The sequence below is a fragment of the Candidatus Limimorpha sp. genome (assembly GCF_056203535.1).
This window is the reverse complement of the sequence record NZ_JBADWU010000024.1, coordinates 37,442-60,843: the sequence shown is the minus strand read 5'-3', so window position 1 is coordinate 60,843 and position 23,402 is coordinate 37,442. Positions and strand designations below refer to the sequence as shown.

Annotated in this window: 18 protein-coding genes; 8 read left to right on the top strand and 10 right to left on the bottom strand. The window is 44.7% G+C overall.

Annotated features, from left to right (window positions below):
* Positions 1-65 precede the first annotated feature (65 nt).
* From AC06MN_RS02870 to AC06MN_RS02850, 5 genes are all read left to right on the top strand, one after another.
* Positions 66-560, top strand: coding sequence for an MjaI family restriction endonuclease (locus tag AC06MN_RS02870; RefSeq protein ID WP_475670845.1), 495 nt, complete (start codon positions 66-68; stop codon positions 558-560).
* A 23-nt stretch (positions 561-583) separates the two neighbouring features.
* The gene (locus tag AC06MN_RS02865) at positions 584-3,985 is read left to right on the top strand and encodes a C25 family cysteine peptidase (RefSeq protein ID WP_475670844.1); all 3,402 of its coding nucleotides are present in this window, start codon (positions 584-586) and stop codon (positions 3,983-3,985) included.
* An 89-nt stretch (positions 3,986-4,074) separates the two neighbouring features.
* Positions 4,075-5,127, top strand: a complete 1,053-nt coding sequence (locus tag AC06MN_RS02860) for an RES domain-containing protein (protein ID WP_475670843.1) — start codon at positions 4,075-4,077, stop codon at positions 5,125-5,127.
* Positions 5,128-5,323: 196 nt separating this feature from the next.
* Positions 5,324-6,496 carry an ATP-binding protein gene (locus tag AC06MN_RS02855; RefSeq protein ID WP_475670842.1) on the top strand — a complete coding sequence of 391 codons (1,173 nt, stop codon included), beginning with the start codon at positions 5,324-5,326 and terminating at the stop codon, positions 6,494-6,496.
* Positions 6,497-6,631: 135 nt separating this feature from the next.
* Positions 6,632-6,997 (top strand): hypothetical protein, encoded by a 366-nt coding sequence (locus AC06MN_RS02850; RefSeq protein ID WP_475670841.1) that lies wholly within the window; start codon positions 6,632-6,634, stop codon positions 6,995-6,997.
* 14 nt (positions 6,998-7,011) lie between these two features.
* Here the strand turns inward: AC06MN_RS02850 and recN are convergent, their stop codons facing one another.
* Both recN and porD read right to left on the bottom strand, forming a co-directional pair.
* The gene (gene recN / locus AC06MN_RS02845) at positions 7,012-8,664 is read right to left on the bottom strand and encodes a DNA repair protein RecN (RefSeq protein ID WP_475670840.1); all 1,653 of its coding nucleotides are present in this window, start codon (positions 8,662-8,664) and stop codon (positions 7,012-7,014) included.
* Positions 8,665-8,792: 128 nt separating this feature from the next.
* Positions 8,793-9,710, bottom strand: coding sequence for a type IX secretion system protein PorD (gene porD / locus AC06MN_RS02840; RefSeq protein ID WP_475670839.1), 918 nt, complete (start codon positions 9,708-9,710; stop codon positions 8,793-8,795).
* 142 nt (positions 9,711-9,852) lie between these two features.
* Here porD and AC06MN_RS02835 point away from each other — a divergent pair, with 142 nt between their 5' ends.
* Together AC06MN_RS02835 and AC06MN_RS02830 are read left to right on the top strand one after the other, a co-directional pair.
* A complete protein-coding gene (locus AC06MN_RS02835; protein WP_475670838.1) occupies positions 9,853-10,323 on the top strand; it encodes a DUF3990 domain-containing protein in 471 nt (156 codons plus the stop codon).
* A 64-nt stretch (positions 10,324-10,387) separates the two neighbouring features.
* On the top strand, positions 10,388-10,774 hold the full coding sequence (locus AC06MN_RS02830; protein ID WP_475670837.1) for a hypothetical protein: 387 nt from the start codon (positions 10,388-10,390) through the stop codon (positions 10,772-10,774).
* A 74-nt stretch (positions 10,775-10,848) separates the two neighbouring features.
* Here AC06MN_RS02830 and AC06MN_RS02825 read toward each other — a convergent pair whose 3' ends face one another.
* From AC06MN_RS02825 to AC06MN_RS02790, 8 genes are all read right to left on the bottom strand, one after another.
* Positions 10,849-11,187, bottom strand: a complete 339-nt coding sequence (locus AC06MN_RS02825) for a DNA-directed RNA polymerase subunit omega (protein ID WP_475670836.1) — start codon at positions 11,185-11,187, stop codon at positions 10,849-10,851.
* Positions 11,188-11,195: 8 nt separating this feature from the next.
* A complete protein-coding gene (locus tag AC06MN_RS02820) occupies positions 11,196-11,996 on the bottom strand; it encodes an outer membrane protein assembly factor BamD (protein WP_475670835.1) in 801 nt (266 codons plus the stop codon).
* A gap of 76 nt (positions 11,997-12,072) precedes the next feature.
* Positions 12,073-13,626: an ATP-binding protein gene (locus AC06MN_RS02815; protein ID WP_475670834.1), complete on the bottom strand. Its 1,554-nt coding sequence runs from the start codon at positions 13,624-13,626 to the stop codon at positions 12,073-12,075.
* A 74-nt stretch (positions 13,627-13,700) separates the two neighbouring features.
* Positions 13,701-15,971: a M14 family zinc carboxypeptidase gene (locus AC06MN_RS02810; protein WP_475670833.1), complete on the bottom strand. Its 2,271-nt coding sequence runs from the start codon at positions 15,969-15,971 to the stop codon at positions 13,701-13,703.
* 75 nt (positions 15,972-16,046) lie between these two features.
* Positions 16,047-18,566, bottom strand: a complete 2,520-nt coding sequence (locus AC06MN_RS02805) for a M14 family zinc carboxypeptidase (protein WP_475670832.1) — start codon at positions 18,564-18,566, stop codon at positions 16,047-16,049.
* A gap of 4 nt (positions 18,567-18,570) precedes the next feature.
* On the bottom strand, positions 18,571-19,461 hold the full coding sequence (gene dapA, locus AC06MN_RS02800) for a 4-hydroxy-tetrahydrodipicolinate synthase (RefSeq protein WP_475670831.1): 891 nt from the start codon (positions 19,459-19,461) through the stop codon (positions 18,571-18,573).
* 9 nt (positions 19,462-19,470) lie between these two features.
* Complete coding sequence (locus tag AC06MN_RS02795) at positions 19,471-20,016, bottom strand: DUF6913 domain-containing protein (protein ID WP_475670830.1); 546 nt, start codon at positions 20,014-20,016, stop codon at positions 19,471-19,473.
* Positions 20,017-20,192: 176 nt separating this feature from the next.
* On the bottom strand, positions 20,193-21,125 hold the full coding sequence (locus tag AC06MN_RS02790; RefSeq protein WP_475670829.1) for an Rpn family recombination-promoting nuclease/putative transposase: 933 nt from the start codon (positions 21,123-21,125) through the stop codon (positions 20,193-20,195).
* 94 nt (positions 21,126-21,219) lie between these two features.
* Between AC06MN_RS02790 and AC06MN_RS02785 the strand changes: the two genes are divergently transcribed.
* Positions 21,220-23,265 (top strand): vWA domain-containing protein, encoded by a 2,046-nt coding sequence (locus AC06MN_RS02785; RefSeq protein WP_475670828.1) that lies wholly within the window; start codon positions 21,220-21,222, stop codon positions 23,263-23,265.
* Positions 23,266-23,402 lie beyond the last annotated feature (137 nt).

Below are 23,402 nucleotides of genomic sequence, written 5' to 3'. Positions count from 1 at the left end.
AAAAAGGCTTTGCGAAATGAAACGCCGAGCCTTTTTTTTGTAACTTTGCAGCAAAATATCAGAGGATGGAAAATACCGCTCATTTACAATACATTGAAGAATTAGGTAAAAAACTCTATGCTAAAATTATGGAAGTCGAAAGCATTACCGAACAAGACTGCATCGATTACATGAAAGAACTTGTAATTAATAGAACATACGAAGGCTACAATACTGAAATACAGACAATTTACGGCCAGTTGGCAGTTCTTTTAAACCAAGAAATCTTAGCCGCCCCTGACGAATGGGACAGACTCTATAATGTTGATTTCTATATCAAGATTGGAGAGAACCATATCGGGCTGCAAATCAAGCCTATAAACAATCATCTTCAGATTCCGGAAATTCATAAGGAATACGCACTTCAAGCCAAAACGCATGAAAAATTCAAGAAGCAATATGGCGGTATAGTATTCTACATTTATTCTGAAAAAGTAAATAATAAAAAAGTCATTGCCAACATTGAAGTCGTTGATGAAATCAAGGAAGAAATCGCAAGACTTTCAAACATAAATATTTGAACAGCTAATATCATTTTAATACTATGAAAAAATTAAGTTTAACTTTCATTCTTTCAATGGTTTGCATTTTTTCAATGGCACAAACCGTTGAAATGACCTATCATTTCGGTCTGCCTAATGTAACGCACATTATGGGTTACGACCAGATTCAGTTTAAGGACTGTATGCAGTCGGCATTGGCAGGGCAGCCCTCATTGCCTTGGCAAAGCGTCAGCCTGATGCTGCCACAAGGCACCGAAGCCGAGTCCATCGAAGTGGAACTCTCCGATTTCGTGGAAATGGACGGCAACTTCAGCCTCTATCCTTATCAGTCTGCCCGCACCTATTCCAATCCGGAGCGCACGCAATTCGTTAAGGATGAAGCCATTTACAATTCAAAGGCAATTTATCCGGCTCAATCTTTCGGCGAAGTCAGCACCTATTATATGAATGGCATCGGCTTCGCATTTTCAGCCATTTCACCCGTTCAATACAATCCGGCGGAAGGCAAAGTGATGTATGCCACCACCGCCAATGTCAAGGTGAAAGTGACCGCCTTGAAGAAAGATAACAGCAATATGCTTTGGCTCAATGCCAACAATGTGAACAACGCAAAACGATTGGCACAGAACCCTGAGATGTTGCAGAATTACAATGCGAAAGGCAGAACCATAAGTGGTTATGAACTGCTCATCATCGCCAAGCAACAATGGATTGACCAATTTGAAGAATACCGCAATTTCTACCTCGCCCGTGGCTTGCGCTCGCAAATCGTTGCCGTTGAAGACATTTACAGCAGCATGACAGGCGTCGACAATCCTGAAAAAATCCGCAACTACATCATTCAGGAATACGAAAACAACGGTATCATCATGGTGAACCTGGCTGGCGATGTGCCCGACATCCCATATCGTGGATTTTATTGCGACGTGCTCTCTGGCGGAAGCCACCAAACCGACAACGACATCCCTTCCGACCTTTATTATGCTGCCTTGGACGGCAACTGGAACGACAACGGCAACAACAGATGGGGCGAAATCGGTGAAGACGACCTGCTGCCCGAACTCGGCATTGGCCGCATGTGCTTCGATACGCAGAGCGAACTGAACAACATCATGCACAAGACTTTGACCTATCAAAGCGAACCTGTCCTTGGCGAATTTCACAATATCATCTTGGGCGGTGAACATCTTTACGATGGCCCTGAAACCAATGGCAGCCAATACCTTGAACTGCTTATCGGTGAACGCGATGACAACGGCTACACCACCTTTGGCATCCCTGAAAACTACGAATTTACACGCCTTTACGAAGAAGAAGGCAACTGGAGCGGTTCACGCCTGAGGAACGCCATCAACGAAGGAAAGGGCTATGTGCATCACGACGGACACGCCAACACGAATTATGTTGCTGGCTGGTACAACAGCGACATCACCGACAACAATTTCAGCGCCGCCAATGGCGTTGACCACAACTATACTTTCTTCCACACTTCGGGTTGCATTTGCGGCGACTTCACCGACAACTGCATCCTTGAAAAGATGACGCAAATCGCCAATTTCGCCGTTGCTACTTTCGGTAACTCACGTTACGGTTGGTTTAACGAAGGTCAGACCGAAGGTCCTGCCGCACACTTGCACCGCGAGACTGAAGATGCTTTCTTCCACGAGCGCATCCCATACGCCGGCTTGGCCATGAGAGAGGCAAAATGCCAGACCGCACCATGGGTCAATGCTCCTGGTCAGTGGGAAGAAAATGCCTTGCGTTGGAATTTCTACGATCTGAACATCATGGGCGATGTGGCCGTCAGTCCTTGGCACGATGAGCCTTTCACGCCTGAAGTGGATTACACTTCCGAACTGCTCGTTGGCATTGCCAACACTACCGTCACCGTAACCGATGGCAACGGCAATAGACTTTTCAATTTCCGTTGCAGCCTCTTCCACGGCGAAGACCTGATTGGCACCGCCAATACCAACGAAAACGGCGTGGCTGAAATCACATTTGCCGAACCTATTGATTTCGTTGGCGAAATGAGTCTCATTGTTACCGGTTGCGATGCTTGGCCGACCACTTTGCCAGTCATCACATTGCCAGGCGATTGCGCTTACGTCATCTATAACGATTTCGCCATCAACGATGAAAACGGTCAGGCCGACTTTGGTGAAACCCTTGGACTGAACATGCAATTCAAGAACGTCGGTCAAGTTGATGCTGCAAATGTCACTGCGACTATTAGCACTGATTCAGAATACGTTACCATCATCGATGGCACTGAAACCATCAGCAGCATTGATGGCGGTGCAACCTTGGACATTGAAAATGCTTTCAGCGTGACCATCAGCGATGCCGTGCCAAACGACACCCAAGTCCAGTTCATCCTGACCTGCACCGATGGTACCGACACATGGCAAAGCAAATTCAACCTGACTCTGTATGCCCCTGATTTCGCTATCGCCGAAATCACTGTCGATGATTCGGAAGGCAACAACAATGGTTGCATCGAACCTGGCGAAACTGTCACCTTGCATATCAATGGCATCAATAACGGCGGCAGCATGGCACCTTCAACCACAATGCACATTTTGCCTCCTGACGAAGTTGCAGCCAGCCAAACCGCTTTCAATATCGGCAATGTCGAAGCTAACGGCATTTTCAATGCAGACTTCACCTTCACCGTTGCCGATGATGCCGAACTGGGCGTGGCCTACAATTTCATCATCACCGTTACATCAGGCAATTACGAACTCGAATACAGCGAAGTGCTTCCATTGGGCAATGTCACCGAAGGCTTTGAAACAGGCGATTTCAGCAGTTTCGACTGGAGCCTCAACGGTTACACGAATCCTTGGAGAGTGGTTTCCGAAAATCCATTTGAAGGCGATTATTGCGCCAAATCAGGCGACATCAATAGCAACCAGAAAGTGGAACTCAGCATCGAAATCACAACGGCCATGAACACCGAAATCAGTTTTTATAAAAAGGTGTCGTCGGAAGCCAATTACGACAAACTGTTTTTCTACATCGATGGTCAGGAAAAAGGCAACTGGTCAGGCGAAGTGGCATGGAGCCAAGAAACATACGCCATCACCGCAGGCACGCACGAATTGAAATGGAGTTATTCGAAAGATGTTGCCATGGACAGCGGCAGCGACTGCGCCTGGATTGACAATGTGGTCTTCCCACCAACTACAGTCATTACAAATGTTGAAGAAAATATCTGTAGCACAGTCGTTTATCCTAACCCGAACAAAGGCAACTTCAGTATCGAACTGCCTAATGAGGCTTGCGAGATTGCCATCTATAACAGCCTCGGCCAAATGGTTTACCAAGCCCAAGGCAATGGTCGCACCGAAATCAATTTGGAAGGCATTGAAAAAGGCATGTATTTCGTGACCATTTCCTCAAATTCAGTGAGCATGACACAAAAGATGATTGTGGAATAAGCCACTGATATTTCGATAATTAAAACGGGGCAAGACCTTTTGGTTTTGCCCCCGTTTTCTAAATTAAGTAATAACACATTAAATTTGATATGGACAGAAGAGAATTATATAATAGAATTAGTGAAATGATACCTGTAGAACACCCAAAAGAAAAAACATTTAAAGATGTTCTTGGGGAAGCACTTGGGCAATTTGAAAGTTGGATTTCTGAAGTTGATGAAGACGCAAATTTGACAAAAGAAAAACTTGGAAAAGCAATAGACAATATCAAAAACACGAACCAGAAAATTCTTAATACTGTTGATCTTGTATCTAAAGGCAAACATGCTGAGGCGTCAAGGAACATGTATTCAAATCTTTGTGCAAAACCTCTTTTTACAGAACCTATTAAAGAAGGAACTATTTTTTATCGAATGCGTACAAATGAAAAGAAAGAAAGATTTACAAGAAAAGACTTGTTCCATATTCCACTAAATAAGCGCGGCTTGGTTTCCACTCAACGGTATAGTATGCCTGGATACCCATGTTTATATCTCGGTAAGAGTCTTGCCGCATGTTGGGAAGAAATGAACAGACCGTCACTTGACAATTGCATGTTTAGTTGTTTTAAAACTGAAAAAAACATGAGAGTACTGTCTCTCCGTTTCCCAGATGCAAAAGAATGGGGAGAAGATGTATACTTGGATCAGAAATTAGAAATAATGCCTTTTATTATTGCATGTATGATAAAAGTAGATGACCCCAATAATATATATAAGGTGGAATACACTATTCCTCAATTGATTATGGAATGTCTTTTCCCTAGTGATGTTAAAATCAAAGGAGAACCTTTAATGGGAATTATTTATTCGTCAGTACATTTAAACAAAGATTTTAATTTTCCACGTTCAATATATGATAATATTGTTATTCCTGTCCAAATTGTTGACGGAAAAACAAAATATTGTCCCATGTTAAATGATTATTTTGAATGGACTGAACCGACGAGCGAAGAATTTGAAAGAATCAAATACGGAACTCTTATGGGATTGGGAAAAATAAATGAAAATGATCTTGATAAATATAACAATTCTCTTTTCGGATTACTTGAAGAAATAATTAGTGATGATAAAAATTACGAATTCGATAATCTTTCACTGTAAAATTTTGGAAATTCGTTGGAATTTAAAAACATAAGACCGTGTATCTCTAAATCTTTTCCATCAACTTCCTTTGCTTTTGCTTAATCCATAATGCAGTTTTTAATCAAAATTGCATTATTTTTAGTGCAATTTTTATAATATTTGCATATTATATCATGCAATTTATGTATTTTTGCAGCATAAAAACGTAAATATCATGCAAAGTCTATTCAAATCGTTTCGCGTCATGCTGGAATTGGCCCCGATGAAATTTTTCAGGTCGTTTCATGAAGCCATCAATTGGAACAGTCGGCTGATTGGCATTTTAGGGCCAAGAGGTGTCGGCAAATCAACTTTGATGCTGCAACATATAAAACGGGAAAATCCGATTGACGAGACACTATATGTGCAAGCTGATGATTTCTATTTCAGCACGCATCGTCTTTTTGATTTGGCTTACGAATTTTTTTCAAAAGGCGGTAAGTTCCTTTATATTGATGAAATCCACAAATACAAAGGTTGGTCATTGGAAATCAAACAGATATACGACCAACTACCAACCTTGCATATCGTTTATTCGGGCAGTTCAATATTGGATTTGGAGAAAGGCGGTGCCGATTTGAGCAGACGTGCTTTGGAATATCACATGCCAGGATTGTCATTTCGCGAGTATCTCAATCTTTCCCAAGGATGGAACCTGAAACCATCAAATTTAGATGAAATACTGCACGGAAATGTCGATTTTCCATACGGTGAGGAACGCCCTTTGAAATATTTCAAGGATTATCTTCGCATCGGTTATTATCCGTTTTTCAACGAACCGGAATTTCTGCAACGCCTGAAGCAAGTCGTCATGATAACCGTGGAAAATGATATTCCGAAATATGCTGAAATGACGATAGCATCGTCATCGAAGCTAAAGAAACTCATGTATATTCTGGCGCAAAACGTGCCGTACAAACCTAATTATTCCGAATTGGAGCGTGATTTGGACATCAGCCGCAACACTTTACCGGAATATGTGGAATATCTTGAAAAAGCGAAACTCATCACAGCCTTGCGGACAAAGGCTTCGGGGATAAAAATCTTGCAAAAGATAGAAAAACTGTACCTCAACAATACGAACATAGCTTACGCATTATCAGACACTTTGCCAGATATTGGCAATATGCGGGAAACACTCTTTTTAAGCCTTATGAAGGAAAAATATGAAGTTACAGCTTCCGCTGTTTCAGATTTTGAAATCAACGGCATAACATTTGAAATTGGCGGCAAAAACAAAACCAAAAGGCAAATCAAAGACACGCCCAACGCATTTGTCGTAAAAGACGACATCGAATATGCCTACGAAAACATCATTCCGCTGTGGATGTTTGGAATGGCGTATTGATGCTAATCCGTTGATGTTGAGGATGAATGCGAAAGCAAAAATTGATATATCTCTTCAATTTCGTAAAATTTTCATCGTCTGGTATTCCTCAAGTTGCTATATTTGCAAATCGAAAACTCTAAAAGACAACGCGCTATGGAAGAACAAAGGAAATGCTTGTATTGCGGTGAGCCGATTTTAGGCCGCTTGGATAAGAAATTCTGCTGCGACTCGTGCCGCAACAGCTACAACTACGAAAAGAATCACCAGCAGACCAATCTGGTCAGGAATATCAATGCCATTCTTTCGAGAAACTACAACATCTTGAAAGAACTGAATCCCAAGGGAAAGGCTTTCGTCAGCAAGCAACAGTTGGATGAAAAAGGCTTCGATTTCAAGTATTTCACGCATATCTACATCACAAAAACTGGTTCGGTCTATTATGTGGTTTACGACCAAGCATACGTGAAAAAGGAAAACGACAAGGATCATTTCATTCTCGTCGAAAACGCTGATTTGTAATTGTTTGAGATTTCTTAATTCAGCAAAACTTCCGCAGCCTTAATGGCTTCGGGTGTTATCTTGTCGTTGCTGAGCATCTTGGCAATTTCCGTGATGCGTTCTTCGGCTTGCAAAGTCTTGATGTTCGATTTGGTTTTTTCTCCGTTGTTGTCTTTGAAAATGAAGAAATGATGCAAGGCTTTGCTGGCCACCTGAGGCAAATGCGTGATGGCAATCAGTTGCAAGGAATGTCCCATCTGTTGCATGATGCTACCGATTTTTGCGGCCACTTCACCCGAAACGCCCGTGTCGATTTCATCGAAAATGAGCGTCGGAATGTAGTTGTATTGCGAGACCACACTCTTGATGGAAAGCATGAGCCTCGACAATTCGCCGCCCGAAGCAACGCGGTCAATGTCGTTGACTTCTATGCCTTTGTTGGCAGAGAAAAGGAAACGGATTTCATCGGTTCCGTTGGCGTTGAATGTGTCTGTCGGTTCCACGGCAACTTTGAAAACAGCATGCGGCATGGCTAACTGTCTGACTAAATCCGTGACGCGGTTCTCAAAATCGGTTGAGGCCTTTTGCCGTATGACATGAAGGTTGTCGGCTAATCTTCTAAGCTCTTTTTCGCTGGTTTGCAGTGCTTTTTCTGCTTTGGCAATTTCCTGGTCGATGTTTTCGTAGGCATTGACTTTTTCAGCCAATTCATTCTTGAAACGTATCAGCTCATTAAAATCGTTGATGCGGTGCTTCATCATGATGCGGTTGAGCAGGTCGAGGCGCTCTTGAAGGGTTTGCAGTTGCTCTTCGTCAAATTGGGTGTCGCCTTCCATGCGGTCGAGGTCGTAGGCAATGTCTTTCAGCTCGATTTTCAGGCTTTCGATGCGTTCGCTCATGCCTTGTGTGGCGGGCAGTAATTGCTCCAACCGGCTGAGTGAAGCCGATAAATCGCTGATTTGCGGCAGAATGGCAGTCTCCGAATTTTCCAATAAAGCATTGGCGCCGACTAACAGATTTTTGATTTCCTCGGAATTCTCCATCACTTGAAGCGTCTGTTCGATTTCGGCATATTCGCCTTCCTTGAGCTGCGCCTTTTCAAGTTCTTCGTATTGGAATTTGAGGAAATCGTTTTCAGCGGCATTCTTTTCCGCCATGTCTTTCAATTCCTGCAACTTCCGTTTGCAGGTGTTGAATTCGGAGTATTTTGATTTATAAGATGATAAGGTTTCTTGGTCTTGCGCGATTTCGTCCAACAGCCGCAACTGGAAGTTGGCATCGGTGAGTAGGAGAGAGTCGTGCTGCGAGTGAATATCGACAAGCAGGCTCCCGATTTCTTTCATAGTCTGCAACGAAACGGGTGTGTCGTTGATGAATGCACGCGTTTTTTTCGTAGGACTCAGTTCCCTGCGAAAACTACATTCCGTTTCAAAATCGAGGTCGTTTTCTTCAAAAAGCGGTTTGAGCGAGTCGTCGTTCAGTGAAAATGATGCTTCCACAACGCATTTCTTATCCTTGTCGTAAAGCACATTGGTGTCGGCACGGTCGCCGAGGACAAATCCCAAAGCGCCTAAAAGAATAGATTTTCCTGCGCCGGTTTCGCCTGTGATGACGCTAAAACCTTCTGAAAAATCAACGGAAAGGCTTTCGATAAGGGCGTAATTGCTGATGTGAAGCTGCTGTAACATTACCTTTTGGGTTTGGGACTATTGCTTTTTAGTTTTCAGAATAGATGTTCAAAAAGTTCAAATAGCATTATTCTTTAAACTTTCAACGATTAAACAAATAAACTTCAAACGATTCAACCATTCAATGACTAGTACTTGCCGTTGTTTTGCAGGATAGCGTCGTAGGCCGTTGATTGCGATGGGTCGATTTCCTTCAGGAGGTTGACGACACGGGTTTTTTCCTGCTGTGGGGCTTGCGAGTAAACGTTGATGATTTCATCACGTTTGGTGTCCATGAGCAGTTGCAAATAATAGCAGGTAGGATAGGTCGTGTGGATGGTTTGCAAATATTCCAATGACTTGGTAATGGCAGCGCGTCCATCTTCCGGCTTTTCTGACATGACATCCAAACCAAGACGGTGGTATTCGTAAAGGAACTGACGCAGAGGCTGATACACGCTGTTTGTCATGTTTTCGCACAGCCAGTAGCGGTTTTGGCGGTTCTTTGTGGAGACCCAACCGGCTTCATCGGTGTTTTGTGCCATATTGACCACATTTTCAGCAATCTTGTAGAAGTTTTCGCCGCCGTAAAGCGAGAAGGTGTCGAATTCGTAGCCGAGCATCATGTAAATGTAGAAACCGATGGTCTCGGTGAGATCGGAATTGAACGAAGTAGTGCTGAAATCCAAAGCTTCGCCATCCATGTAGCTGAACAGGAAATGCGAGTCGATGTAATTGAAAATCGGGGTGGTGTAGGTGGCTTTGTAGGTTGGTCTTCTCAACACAATGTTGAGGTCGCCGGAAAAGTTGTCGTCGACTTTTTCCTTGATGTTGATGGCGATGCTGCACTCAATCTTTTCGTTGGTCTTGAAATTGATGTCGGTCCAGCGGGTGTTGTTGATGAACTCGTACAAAGCGGTTTGCAGACTTTCGAAAACGGATTTGTCGGTGCCTGCAATCTGGTTGGAGTTGATGCGGATTTCGCACTTAATTTCTTGGGCCTTAATGGATTGAACGGCAAACAAGCCGACAAAAAGTATGACGAATCTGATAAGTCTTGTCTTCATTTTTAAATGTTTTGAAAGAAAACGCAAATATAGTGTTTTTCTTGTGTGTGGGTTCCTTTTTCTTGGGCAAAAACTAAGAGTTTTTTTATGTGAATTGTTTTCAAGATAATAGCATTTCAAATTGTTTTCTTATTTTTGCGGAATGAAGAAACAGACAATATTTCATGGCAGTTATGTGGCGGTTGAAAAACCTCTGATTGTGAAAAGCCGTTTTGCAAAGGATTTCGGCGAGGGCTTTTATTGTACGATGATTGAAAAACAGGCTGTGCGTTGGGCGAACCGCTATGAAACGCCTGTGTTATCGAAATATGAATATGAACCAAATCCAAATTTGGATGTTCTTGAATTTGATGAATTATCGGACGAATGGCTCGATTTCATGGCTGATTGTCGTGCGGGAAAGACTCATAATCATGATATTGTAATTGGAGCAATGGCTGATGACCAGATTTATAATTATGTTTCGGATTTTATCAGTGGGGTCATTTCAAGGGAACAGTTTTGGGTTTTGGCAAAATTCAGATATCCGACGCATCAGATTTGTTTTTGCACCGAAAAAGGATTGGAAACTTTGACTTTCATTTCATCGGAGGAATGTGCTTATGAAGAATGAAAAGACATCTGAACAATTGAGAAACTTGTTTTATCTTTGCTCGCTGATAGAATACATAGGGCGGATGACCAAGAATCCTCGTTCGGTAGTCGTCAATGCTATAGGAGAAAAGAAATTAAGGCATATCTATGATTTTGCTGATGTTTATCATTGCGAAAACATTGAAAAAATCGCTACTGAATTAATTGAAAGACATGATATTGCGGTTGGTCAATATGACAATACTGTCAATTTGGGTGATATTAGTCTGCCGACATTTTGGGATATGGGAAAGGTCTACAGCCGTCTTATTGGTTCGATTGCCGAAGAAAGCGGAATGGATTCAATCAAAGTGCTGATTTCTGTATATGATTCTTGGCTTGCACTGAAAATTGACAATTACCGCAGTTCAATGTATTACGAGAACAACAGTTATTTGACTTGTTCGTACAAGGCAGGACATGCCTTGTGATTTTTTTTCGTAGATAACAAAAAACACCGTCACTTTTCCAATGGCGGTGCTTCTTTTGAGTTTATCAGAGTGACTTAGAATTCGTCCTGAACTTCCTTGTGAGGGTTGCGGAAATAAATTTCGTCGTGCAGGAATTCGTGAACGGCAATCAAAGTGGGTTTCGGAAGACGTTCGTAGAATTTTGCGATTTCGATTTGTTCCCTGTTTTCAAACACTTCTTCCAGGCTGTCGTTGGTGTTGGTCGAGAACTCTTCAATCTTTTGCGTGAGTTCTTCCTTCATTTCGGCAGCAATCTCGTCTGCTCTTTTCGACATGATGGCAACGGTTTCGTAGATGTTGCCTGTTCCGCGATAGAACTGGTCTTTTTGACGGGTTACAACCGTCGTTTCGGTTTTAATTTTTCTGAAATCCATTGTTTCGTTTATTGTATGTTTTCTAATTTCTTTCTTGCTTTCTCCGAGATGCCTTCCAACTGCTGAACGTACTTGCTTTCGGGATAGAGGTACGAAAGCGTGTTGTACCTTTCGATGCAGGCTTCGTAACGCTCGCGCTGTTTTTCGGCAACGCTGTTTTCGGCATAGTCGTAGTAGGTTTTGGCCATATCGTAAAGAATTTCCTCACGGTGTTTCGTGTTCGGATAATTCTTCAGCAGGTTCTCAAATGAGGTGATGGCAGCGTTGTAACTCTCCATTTTATAGAAAAGCTGGCACATGTTGTAGTCTTTTTCCTCCAGTTTGTCGTTGAGGTTTTCCAACAGCTGCTTGGCGCGGTCGAGGCTGTCGCTTTCTGGGTATCTCTCGGTGAATGATTTCAATTGCTTAATTGCCGTGTGGGTATTGGTCTGGTCAAGACTTGCAACAGGCGAAAGCAGATAGCTGCAATAGGCACTCATGTAAGCGGCTTTTTCGGCATCAACAGAAAACGGGTAGGTCTGCACAAATTTATTGTAATAATAGGATGCAATTTCGTAATCGTCTTGCTGATAGTAGCATTGCGCGGTGAGGAAGGTGATGTCTTCTCCTTTGGGAGTGTTGCGGAACGAGGCCTGTAGCAGGTCGAAAAGCTGAAGTGCCCGGTTGTAATCTTGCCTGTCGTAAAAGTCCTTTGCCATCTCGTATTTCATTTCACTGTCCGTGCTTTTAATGATTCGGGTGAACTGATTGCAGGATGTGCAGACAGTTGCGCATAAAAAAACCAATATCAGGAGTCTATTTTTCAACATGGCTGCAAAATTATACTTTTTTATCGTATGCGTAACGTAATTTCTCCGCTTTTATTTCAAAAACAGAAAAATTTAGCTATGCTTCCACAATCCATTTGTCAATATTCTGACATGCAGTGCTGTAATTTACGCCGACTTTAATGATATTGCGACCATCGTTCAGGAAACGCTCGGCATATCCCTTTTCATTGATTTGCTGCAAGGCTTCTTCCGCCGACTTGTTGAACTTGAATTCAAAGATGTAGATATAATTCTTTGTTTTAACCGTCATGTCCATGCGGCCTTTGTTGGTATGGCTTTCTATTTCAACATAATAGCCACACAAGGCTGTGAGAATGTACATCACGCTTTGGAAATGGCGTTCCTGTTCGGGTTCAAGTTCGTAGGGACAGGCACTCAAAAAGGATTGCAGGCGATCCATGAAACCGTCGATGTCGCCCTCGCGCAACGAGCGCACGAAACGGCTGATTTCAAAGCCAGAGCCGACCTCGTCCACATTGGTATAGCTTGGAATGAGGAAACGTACAAAACCCTCACGCACTTCCCTGTTCGGGAAACCAAGTTTGTAGAGGCCAAACTCTTTGTCATAGCCTTTAATGGTCAGGTAGCCACTTTGGTAGATGACGGGCAAAGGGTTAGTCGAAGCAATGTCGACACTGTTCAGCACATCGCTCACAACTTCCTCGTTCTCGATACGGGAAAGGTTATATTGGTGAATTTTCAGCAATTCAACAAGATAGGTCGGCGTACCAGTCTCAAACCAATAGGCACCGATTTCACCTTTGGCGAAAGCATTGAATAGACTGAAAGGATTATAGACCCCAGGCAGGTTTCCATAGTGAAAGTGGTAGCCGTCATAATTCTCCCGAAGTTCGCTGTAGGTCTCCTCAACGGTCTTGTCTAACTTTGATGCAAGTTCCGAGATTTCCACTTGGAAATTTTCACTAAGCTCTGCTTCCGTAATGCCGCAAATATCGTAGTACGCAGCATCCATCGAAATGTCGCGCAAATTGTTCAAGTCGCTGAAAACACTCACCTTTCCGAATTTTGTCACGCCGGTGAGAAAGGCAAACCTAATGCATCCATCCATCGACTTCAAAGCTCCGTAGAAACCTTTCAAAGTGGCGCGGTAGACCTCTTGAAGTTCAGGATTTCCGATGGCCTGAAGCAATGGCTTGTCGTATTCATCCACCAGTATCACCACCTGACGGCCTGTCTTTTCGTAAGCACGTCGGATGATGCCCTCAAACCTTGTCGCAAGTGACTTTTCGTGTTCATCGCTGCCATAAAGAGATTCCCAGCGGCTAAGGCTTGTGTTTAACTTGTCATGAAGAACTATGGGGCCGTCATACTTTTCCGTATTCAAGTCCAAATGCAGCACGGGATATTCAGTCCAATCGTGTTCTAATTCCGCAATGGCGAGACCGTCGAACAGTTCGCGTTTTCCCAAGAAATACGATTCCAAAGTATTGAGGAACAGACTTTTCCCGAAACGGCGCGGACGCGACAGAAAGTAATACTTGCCTTCTGTTACCAATTTGTATAAAATGGCACTTTTATCCACATACTTGAATCCCTTGTTTCTCAAGTCTTCAAAACTCTGTATGCCAATCGGCAGTTTCTGTCCCATATCCGTGTCGGTTTAGTCGTTTGAAATGCAAAGTTATAAAATAATTGGTTTTTGGATGTAAATCTTTCAATTTCTTATTCAACAACAATCTTCTGAATCGAAGATGCAGTTTCGTTGGAAAGTCTCAGGAAATAAACGCCTTTTTGTAAGTTTTGGGTATCGATTTCTGCTTTTCCATTGAGAATTTCGCCAGAAATGATTTCCTGACCGAGACTATTATATAAGGTGTAATTCACATCGTTTTCGCACGTAATGGTAAAATTGCCTTTTGCTGGATTCGGGTAAACCGAAACGTTTTGCAAAGTGTTTTCGTTGATGCTAAGGCCGGGAATGCAGCTGATTTGTGCCGTCCAGCCCGTTCCATCTTGTAATCCGTCGGAAATGAAGCGGAAAGTCAATGCGCCTTCGGGATTTGTTGCGGTAACGGTGCCCGGACCGTGATTGCCGGAATAGCTGCCAATCAGTGGCGCATTGAGGCTTGTGCCATCGTAAACGAAGATTTTGTCGCAATTGGCCTCGGTTTTGAAGTTGATGAAATCGATTTCAAGTCTGGAGTTTTCCGAACTTGGCAAAAAGGTCATCGTGTAGTCTTCGCCATTTTGGTATGGATTTTCCGCCCCGCCTGAGTCGTAGAAAATGGCGTTGCAGGTGCTGATGGTGCCGTTGTGCATCAGGTAGGCTTCGGCAACGGTGATGTAAGCGTGTTTCGTGATGCTTTCGCTTTGTCCGTCGGCATTGGCGACGGTTAAGGTGACATCGTAATCGCCTGGTTCGCTGTAATATATTCCTGTTGGATTTTGCTCATTCGAGAAACTCGGTGTGCCGCCTTCGAACTGCCATTCCCAACTTGTGAGGTTGGCTCCCCAAGTCAAGTCGGTGAAGTCGATGCCTTGTCCGATGGCGACATTGGTCTGATTGGCTTCGAAATTCGGAATGATGTTTTCGCCTGCAAACAGTTTTATGTCTTGAATAATGGTTTCGTGGTCATTTACTGAGAGTGTGATGGTCTTTGGGTGATAGCCGTTGGCTGAATAAGTTACCTGATAGGTCCCGCCATTTATGGGACGATGGTAGTCACCGACTTCGTGTGAAGTGACGGATGAACCGTGGTGGTCGTGGTCTTCGATTGTGACTGTCGCTCCGACAATAGGTTGTCCCGTAAGGCTGTCAGTGACAGTGCCGTGAATGCCATAAAGGACTTCTTCGAGATAGGTTATGATGCTGTTGTGGTTGTAGTTCCAATATGTGGGCATCATGCTGCTGCTTGGCATCCAGGCCATTGAACATTCGATGGTAACTTCGCGACATTCCTGATAGTAATTCATGTAATCCTGTCGCCCGCCTGCCACTGGATACCATTCCACGCCATGAATAATACCATCATGAAATCCGTCCATATAGCTTGTGTCCCACTCATGGCAAAGGTCGGCATATTCGCGGCTCACCAACTGCCACCAGGCATCATCGGCAGTGAGTGGATGGTAGTTATCCCAAGGGTAATTCACCACTTCGTTGCCACCGTGAAAAGTGGCAGCCATGGTAAACTTATATTCATCTGCAAGTTGCATCATCATCAGCGTTTCTTCTTGATAGGGGTTGGCATCAGGATGAGGGCCGTCGACGAAATCGGGATAATTTCGGTTGAGGTTGACATTATTTCCGTTGTTTCTGGTTGCGCCAGACACGGTGTTGTCGCCGCCATGGTAAGTGCCGTCGGGATTTGTGCAAGGACAAATGAATAAATCTATGTTGTTGATTATGTTAAGAATGTGGTCATCATTGCTGGTGCAGAGTTCGTCGAGGAAACGCAACATGAGCATCATGCCTGTCACTTCGTCGCCGTGTATGGTCGAGGTGTAGAGAAATTTCGGCTTGCCTTCCGGTTGGCCGTTGTTGATGCGGCAAAACATGAGCTTGTGGCCGCTTTGCAGGGTGCCGAGTTCAAAATAGGTACAGCGGTCGGGGTGCTCGGTGGCAAAGTTCTGCATCATGGAGGCGTATTGGCCGTAAGTAGGGTAGGTGTCCCAATCGTAGGTGCTGCGTCCGTCCCACATTTTCACTTCGTTCTGCATCGATGGAGGCAAAAGCAGATTCGGCTGGTAGCCAAGTTTCAACAGATTGTCATATTGCTTTTGGTTGGCATAACAAATGATGTTTTCATTCTCAATTTTGGCAACGGAACAAATGCTGTTGATGAATTGAATTTCAGAATCTTGCTTGGCGTTGAGACTGAAAAAATATTCGCCTCGCTCACGCATCATGGTCTGAAGGTCCTGTTGCGCAAAGAGGTTGCCGCTGATGAGGATTAGAACGAATAGTTGTGTGATGAGACAGTTGATTTTCATTTTGTTATGCTTTTTTAAAGGGAAAAGGAACCCCAAATTTATGCAGGGATTCCTTTTCCGTGGTTTAATGTATTTTTATTCAATGACAATCTTCTGAACCGAAGATGCGGTTTCGTTGGAAAGTCTCAGGAAATAAACGCCTTTTTGTAAGTTTTGGGCATCGATTTCGGCTTTTCCATTGAGAATTTCGCCTGAAAGGATTTCCTGACCGAGACTATTAAATAAGGTGTAATCTGCATTGTTTTCGCAAGCAATGGTGAAATTGCCCTTTGCAGGGTTCGGGTAAACCGAAACATTCTGCAAAGTGTTTTCGTTGATGCCAAGGTCGCGGATTTCGATGGTGATTTCGCCTTCAACCGTGCTGATGCCATCGCTGACCGTTACCTTGTAGGTGGTTGGCAGTTCAGGCGTTGCGATTGGCTCTGCAATAAATGGGTCGCTGAGACTTTCGGCTGGTTCCCACGAATAGGTGTATTCGCCGCTGCCGCCTTGGGCGATGGCCATCAACTGACTGCTTTCGCCTTCGTTGATGACTTCCGGCTCGGCTTTGACTGTGAGGGTCAGTGGGTCTGCGAAGATGCAGGTGAGGGTGGCAACCCAACCGGATGAGGTGGTGTTTTGGTCGGAGGTGAACCTGAATGTCAGTGAACCTTCGGCGTTGGTGGCTGTGATGGTGCCTGGATTGTCGCTTCCTGTGTATTTCCCGATTTGGGTGGCACTGGTGCTTGAACCGTCATAGATGTAAAGGTAATCCCAACCACTTTCGGTGCCGAACTCGCTGAAGTTGACTTGCAGCACGGCGTTGTCGTTGCCAGGTTTGAAGGTCATGGTGTAGTCCTTGTTGTTGCCGTAGTTGCTATCGGGACCATTGTCATCATAAAACAGAGCGTTGCAGGTGGTGACAGTGCCGTTCTGCATGTTATAGGATTCCCTGACGTGGATGTAATCGCTCTTTGTGATGCTTTCGGTCTGGCCATCGGCATTGGTGACGGTCAAAGTGACGTTGAAATCGCCAACTTCGTTATAGGTGATGTTGGTAGGATTTTGTTCCGTAGAAGTGCTTGGGGTTGCGCCTTCGAACTGCCATTCCCAGTTGACGAGGTTTGCGCCCCAGGTCTTGTCGGTGAAATTGGTGTTGCCGTTCAACGAAACGTTTAAGTTTGTGGCTTCAAAGTCAGGGATGAGGCCTTCGCCTGCACGCAACTGAACGTTTTGGATGAGTGTTTCATGGTCTGCAACTGAAAGTGTGAAAGACTTTGTATAATAACCATTTGCGGTATAAGTTACGGTGTAAGTGCCGCCTTTGATTGGACGGTGATAGTAACCGGCTTCGTGTGTGGAAACGCTTGAACCATGATGGTCGTGACCATCAATAGTGATGGTGGCACCTTCAATTGGTTGGCCGGTAACGCTGTCGGTGACAATGCCGTGGATGCCGTACAATGCTTCATGCATGAATGTCAGCATGGCTTCCTTGTTATAGTTCCAGAAATTAGGCAGTTGGCTTGCGCTTGGTGTCTTGTCGTTGGAACATTCGATGGTCACTTCACGACATTCCTGATAGTAGTTCATGTAATCCTGACGGCTGCCGGTGATGGTGTACCATGCATAGCCGTTCGTAATGCCGTCGTCAAAACTGTCCATATAGTTTTGGTTGACTTCGTGGGTGAGGTCGGCATATTCGTGGCAGACAAATCTCCACCAGTCGTCATCGGCGCAATGTGGCTGGTAGGTGTCCCAAGGATAGTTCATGACTTCCGATCCGCCGTGGTAGTTTGCACCGATTGTGAAATGGTATTCTTCGGCCAAATCCATCATCCATTGGGCTTCATTTTCGTAATGGCTGGCACCGTCAGGGTGAGGGCCATCATCGAAGTCTGGGAAATGGCGGTTCAAGTCAACGTAATTGGCGTTGTAACGTGTTGCGCCACTCACGCTGTTGTTGCCGCCGTGATAGGTGCCGTCAGGGTTGGTGTCGGGACTGACGAAGATATCCAAATTGTCCATCAAAAACTTGACTTCGTCATCGTTTGAAGTCAACAGATAGTCGATGAGGCGGAGTTGCATGATCATGCCAGTGACTTCGTCGCCGTGCATGGTGGAGGTCATCAGTACGCGCGGCTTGCCGGTGGTTTCGCCATTGTTGAGGCGGCAAACCATGAGCTTGCGGCCGCTGTTCAAGATGCCTAATTCCATGTAGGTGCAATGGTCAGGATGGTCGGTGGCAAACTGCTGCATCATGGCTTCGTATTGTGGATAGGTGAGATAGGAATCCCATTCGTAGGTGCCACGGCTGTTCCACATTTCGACTTCATTCTGCATTGATGGAGGCAAAAGCAAAGTGGGCTGGTAACCGTGTTTCAAAAGGTTGTCGAATTGTTTTTGGTTGGCATAGCAAATGACGTTGTTGCCATTAATTTGGTCAACGGAGCAAAGGCTGTTGATGGTTTGAACTTCGCTAAGTTGCTGAACGTTAAGGCTGAAATAGTACTCGCCGCGTTCCTGCATGAGTTTGCTTAGGTCTTTTTGGGCATAAAGGTTGCCGCCCATAACGACTGCGACCAGAAGCAAGGTGAAAAAACGTAAAAATTTCATTGTATTAAAGTTTTGATAAATTGTTTTCGTATTCGTTGATGATGTCCTGCTCAACTTTTTCGCAGACTGGAACGAGTGGCAGACGCAAGATGTTTTCGCAAAGTCCCATGCGTTGCATCAGACATTTGATGCCCGAAGGATTGCCATCAGCAAAGATTAACTGATTCATTTTCAGCATACCGAAATGCAATCGGAGGGCTTCTTCTATCTTGCCTTCCTTTTGTGCATGCATCATCTGTGAAAAAGGTTTGGTGTAAGCATTTGCAGCCACCGAAATCACGCCTTGGACCCCCAAAGCCATCAGCGGCTGCGTGATGCCGTCGTCGCCCGAAAGGACATCGAAATCGGCGGGCTTGTCGCGCAGTATCTCCATGATTTGCTGCAAGTTGCCCGATGCTTCTTTTACTGCAATGATGTTCGGATGCTTGGCCAATTCAACGCAAGTGGCGGCTTGCAGGTTGACACCTACACGGCCTGGCACGTTGTAAAGCACTACGGGAACGGGACTTGCATCGGCAATGGCTTCGAAATGCGCCTTCATGCCGCGCTGGTTCGGCTTGTTATAAAACGGAACGACACTCAGAATGCCCGAAATGCCCGTGAAATCCTGTGCTTTAAAGGCATCAATGACGGCTTGCGTGTTGTTGCCGCCCATGCCCAAAAGTATGGGAAGCCGGTTGCCGTTTGCTTCAAGTATGGTCTTGATAACCAGATTTTTCTCTTCGGCAGAAAGGGTAGGGGCTTCGGATGTCGTGCCTAAGACGACCAAAAAGTCTGCACCATTGTCAATGACATGATGAACTATCTTTGTCAATGATTCTGCGTCAACGGAATGGTCTGAATGAAAGGGAGTTATAAGGGCAATGCCCATGCCTTTGAATGGATTGTTTTTCATTGTGAAATGTTATTTTGGATTGCCGGCCAATGCGGTCAGGTAGTTGTGAAGGACCTGGATGTTCGACACAAGGCTGGCGTTTTTTGTGTTTTCGATCACTAAATCGTAAATCTTGATGTGTTCGCTTTGTCTGAAACTGACTCGGAAATCGGTCTTGGGCAAAATGCAAAGATAATCGCTTATGTCAGTGAGGTTTGTGGCCATGTTGACAATGATGTTCGATGAGGGTAGCTTTTTCAGGTATTCGTGTTTTTCGGGTTTCAGGACGCTCATGAAACCGAAATCTTTTGGCGTGATTTCGGTGTATAAATCGCTCTGCAACATGTTGTCCGACATTTGTTCGCACAAAATGATAAACCCACAGCGGCTTGAACCGAAAAGGCTTTTAACGGTGTTCTCGATATTCTTCAGGGTGGTCTTGTCACGCTCTTCAAGAATAATGATGACAGAGTTAACTTTCAGCATATTAGGCAGTTTCACCGGATCTTTTATCTCCGTGAAACGTTCCAAAGCCTTGTGCAATGCCCTGTATCTGATTTTGTCAATTATCTTCATGCCGCAAATGTAGCGTTTTTTATTTGAATGTCGGCTCAAATACTTAATTAAATAAGGTGTGTTGTTATTTGAGTTCGTTTTTAGTTAATGATTGTCAAATAAAAAATCCCATCAAACAGCACAAAAAAGTGTATTTTATTCTTGCATTTATATTAAGATGGTAATGCAGGTATGCTTTATAATAATGCTTCTATTTCACTGGCATCCAGTCCTGTAGCTTGAATGATGGCATCTATGTGTAATCCCATCTGTTTTAGATTGACAGCGATAGCAAAAGCCTTTGCTTTTTCCCCCTCTGCTAATCCTTCGGCTCTTCCTTCGGCTCTTCCTTCGGCACGACCTTCTTCGAGACCTTTAGCTCTTCCCTCAGCGCGACCTTCATTCCGCTCGTGTTCCATCACGGCCATGTTGGTTCGGAAGGAATCAAGGCTGATTTGGTAGAAGTCGCGTTCCTCTGGCGTGAGGGCTGCCATGTCGGCAATGTTTTCCAATTTGTGGAAAATCGGTTTCTGCTCCTGAAATGGTATCTGTGTTTTCATCGTTTCCATGTGTGTAATGATATATAGCCAGTAATCCTTGAAACTTTTGCAGTTTTTCTCTTTCATTTTCTTGAAATCGGGCAATTCGATGAGCCAGAACTGCATCTTGTCGGAAAAACGTTGGTGTGTCTCGGTTTCCGCAATGGCGAAATGGCTGATTTGCTTCGGATGCTTTTCGTCACGGTGGAAGTTCATGAAGAACACGCCGTAGACGGGATGCAGGTTGAATTTCCATTCGCTGTCGCCTCTTTCGCCTTGCGTGGCGATGGCGCGTGCCAGGTAATAGTTAATACGGTCGGTGAAATAGTCCTGCCCTCGGTTCTGCATCTCGACAATGATTTCTTCGCCAGAGCTTAGCCTGCACCTCATATCATAAATTACGCCGCGCTCGTATTTCGTTTCGGGCTGCATCTCCTTGTCGATGAATGTGACCTGCACAATGGGTGATTCGGGTTCAATCAAGTCGTTGAGGAACTCACGCATGATTTCCTCGTCGCCGAATACCTTCTTGAAGCCGAAATCGGTGAGTGGGTTGATGTAGCGCCGTGTCTTTTCCTTGCCGTTTTCCATGTTTCGTCTATTTTTCGGCAAAGGTAAGTGAAAATGATGAAATGTGAAGGTGTTTTGGCGAAAAAAATCTATATTCAGCGAGAAAAACTTATCTTTGCAAGTTTTAATGAATATCATGCAGTTTCTCTATCCATACATGCTTTGGGGATTGTTGGCTTTGGCCATCCCGATTGCCGTTCATCTTTTCAATTTCAGGAAGCACAAGCTGGTGTATTTCAGCAATACGGCTTTGCTGAAAACCATACAGCAGGAAAATGCCAAGACGCGCAAACTGAAATATTTCGTCACTTTGTGCTTACGCTGCCTTTTCATTGCGGCGTTAGTGTTGGCTTTTGCGTTTCCTTTCAAGACTAATGAAAGAATTGAAACCGATGCCGAAAACAACCTGATTGGCATTTATTTAGACAATTCGATGAGTATGAAGTCGCAGTCGGCACGCACGACCTTGTTTGAGGATGCGCGTGAGTCGGCGCGTGATTTGGTGCGGAAACTCAATCCGTCGAACCGTTATGTGCTGATGAGCAACAGCTTTGAAGTTCAAAACGAGTATCCGATGAGCCAGGATGAAATGCTCGACCAGTTGGACCGTATGAGTCAGGAAGGCAATCCCGTGGCCATGGGCGAGGTGCTTGAACGTTTCGCAATGTTGCGCAAACAGCATGGTTTCTCATCGTCGACATTGTTCGTGTATTCTGATTTCCAAAGAAATACGTTTGACCTTTCGGTAGCAGAAGCAGATTCCTCTTTGCAGATTGTCGCTGTCCCGATGATGCCTGAGTTCCTGTCGAATATCTGCATCGATTCGGTTTGGCTCAGTTCGCCCATCATGCAGACCGGCTTGACCAACGAAATCAATGTGAGGGTGGCGAATCTAGGCGATAAGGCTGTGAAAGGCTTGCCAGTCAGTTTTATGATGGATGGCCATTCGGTGGCTTCGGCGACTGTGGATGTGGAGAAAAACAGCGAGGCTGATGTCGCCATGCAGTTTTTGGTGGAGCATAATGGCGACCGGAAATGTACGGTTTCTTTGACCGATCATCCCATTGTTTTTGACGACGATTATTATTTTGTGCTTCATGTGAAACCGAGTCTTTCGGTTGTCGAGATTGGGGAAGAGGAAAGTCCTTGCGCCTTGCTTTTCGATGATGACGATCAGTTTGACTACTTGCTCATGTCGCCTTCGGGAATCGATTTGAATGTCTTGTCGAAAGCGCAGTTCGTCATTGTGAACGAGACGGCTGAGTTGAACGAAACCCTGCAGCAGACCTTGCTGGATTGTGCTGGCGATGGCGCCAGCGTGGTGATGTTCCCGTGTTCGGAAAATCCGAAAAACAACACCTATTTCTATGAGCAATCGAGCTTGCGCCTTGGCGAACTGGACGAAAATCCGACTTCGGCGGAAAACCTTGCCGTTCAGCACGATTTCTTTGCCGACATGATTTTGGATTTACCTCAAAACGCCGATTTGCCAAAGGCAGCGAAACACATTCGCCTGCAACCGACTGCTCAAACGGATGCCTTGCTCACCTTGCAAAACGGCGATGCCTTGCTGTTGGGCAAGAGCTTGGACAAAGGTCAGGTTTATGCGTTCTCCACTTGCCTCGATACGGTTTGGAGCGATTTGGCCGACAATTCGCTGTTTGTTCCGATGATGGTGAAAATGGCATTGGTGGGCGGAAAGGTTGGCGACATAGCCTACACTTTGGGAAGAGATAAAATGTTGGCATTGAATGATGTGAGTCTTGAAGGCGACCGCGTTTTCACCTTGCGCAATGTGGAAAACGGCTTCGAGATGATGCCATCTTCCGAACTTCATGCCAACAAAATCAGCCTTTACCTGAATGATGATTTGCCGGAGGCTGGTTTTTACGAATTGTTGCAGAACGATTCGGTGAAAAGCGTTCTTGCTTGGAACGATAACCGCATTGAGTCGCGCATGGATTTTGTCGGCAAACTGGATGTCGAAAAAGCCTTCAGGCAGGCAGGATTGAATGTTGCTGCCGTTCTGGATGCTGCTGATTTCGCCACCAACGACCTTGTGAATGTCATGGCGCACCAGTCGTCCATTTGGAAATGGTTTGTGCTGATGGCATTGTTGGCGCTTTTGTGCGAGGTGATGGTGCTGAGGTTGTGGAAATAAATTTTTTCACCAAAAATTAAAAACAAACTGTGAAGGATAAAAAATAATTCCTATATTTGCCGCGTCGAACTGGGAGAAATCGGTTTGACCAGAGAAAGCGCATTCTTCGCTTTGTTCCTTACAGGTGAATCTGGACA

Coding starts and splice junctions, on each gene's coding strand:
- AC06MN_RS02870 (WP_475670845.1), top strand. CDS start 66: ATGGAAAATACCGCTCATTTACAATACATTGAAGAATTAGGTAAAAAA.
- AC06MN_RS02865 (WP_475670844.1), top strand. CDS start 584: ATGAAAAAATTAAGTTTAACTTTCATTCTTTCAATGGTTTGCATTTTT.
- AC06MN_RS02860 (WP_475670843.1), top strand. CDS start 4,075: ATGGACAGAAGAGAATTATATAATAGAATTAGTGAAATGATACCTGTA.
- AC06MN_RS02855 (WP_475670842.1), top strand. CDS start 5,324: ATGCAAAGTCTATTCAAATCGTTTCGCGTCATGCTGGAATTGGCCCCG.
- AC06MN_RS02850 (WP_475670841.1), top strand. CDS start 6,632: ATGGAAGAACAAAGGAAATGCTTGTATTGCGGTGAGCCGATTTTAGGC.
- recN (WP_475670840.1), bottom strand. CDS start 8,664: ATGTTACAGCAGCTTCACATCAGCAATTACGCCCTTATCGAAAGCCTT.
- porD (WP_475670839.1), bottom strand. CDS start 9,710: ATGAAGACAAGACTTATCAGATTCGTCATACTTTTTGTCGGCTTGTTT.
- AC06MN_RS02835 (WP_475670838.1), top strand. CDS start 9,853: ATGAAGAAACAGACAATATTTCATGGCAGTTATGTGGCGGTTGAAAAA.
- AC06MN_RS02830 (WP_475670837.1), top strand. CDS start 10,388: ATGACCAAGAATCCTCGTTCGGTAGTCGTCAATGCTATAGGAGAAAAG.
- AC06MN_RS02825 (WP_475670836.1), bottom strand. CDS start 11,187: ATGGATTTCAGAAAAATTAAAACCGAAACGACGGTTGTAACCCGTCAA.
- AC06MN_RS02820 (WP_475670835.1), bottom strand. CDS start 11,996: ATGTTGAAAAATAGACTCCTGATATTGGTTTTTTTATGCGCAACTGTC.
- AC06MN_RS02815 (WP_475670834.1), bottom strand. CDS start 13,626: ATGGGACAGAAACTGCCGATTGGCATACAGAGTTTTGAAGACTTGAGA.
- AC06MN_RS02810 (WP_475670833.1), bottom strand. CDS start 15,971: ATGAAAATCAACTGTCTCATCACACAACTATTCGTTCTAATCCTCATC.
- AC06MN_RS02805 (WP_475670832.1), bottom strand. CDS start 18,566: ATGAAATTTTTACGTTTTTTCACCTTGCTTCTGGTCGCAGTCGTTATG.
- dapA (WP_475670831.1), bottom strand. CDS start 19,461: ATGAAAAACAATCCATTCAAAGGCATGGGCATTGCCCTTATAACTCCC.
- AC06MN_RS02795 (WP_475670830.1), bottom strand. CDS start 20,016: ATGAAGATAATTGACAAAATCAGATACAGGGCATTGCACAAGGCTTTG.
- AC06MN_RS02790 (WP_475670829.1), bottom strand. CDS start 21,125: ATGGAAAACGGCAAGGAAAAGACACGGCGCTACATCAACCCACTCACC.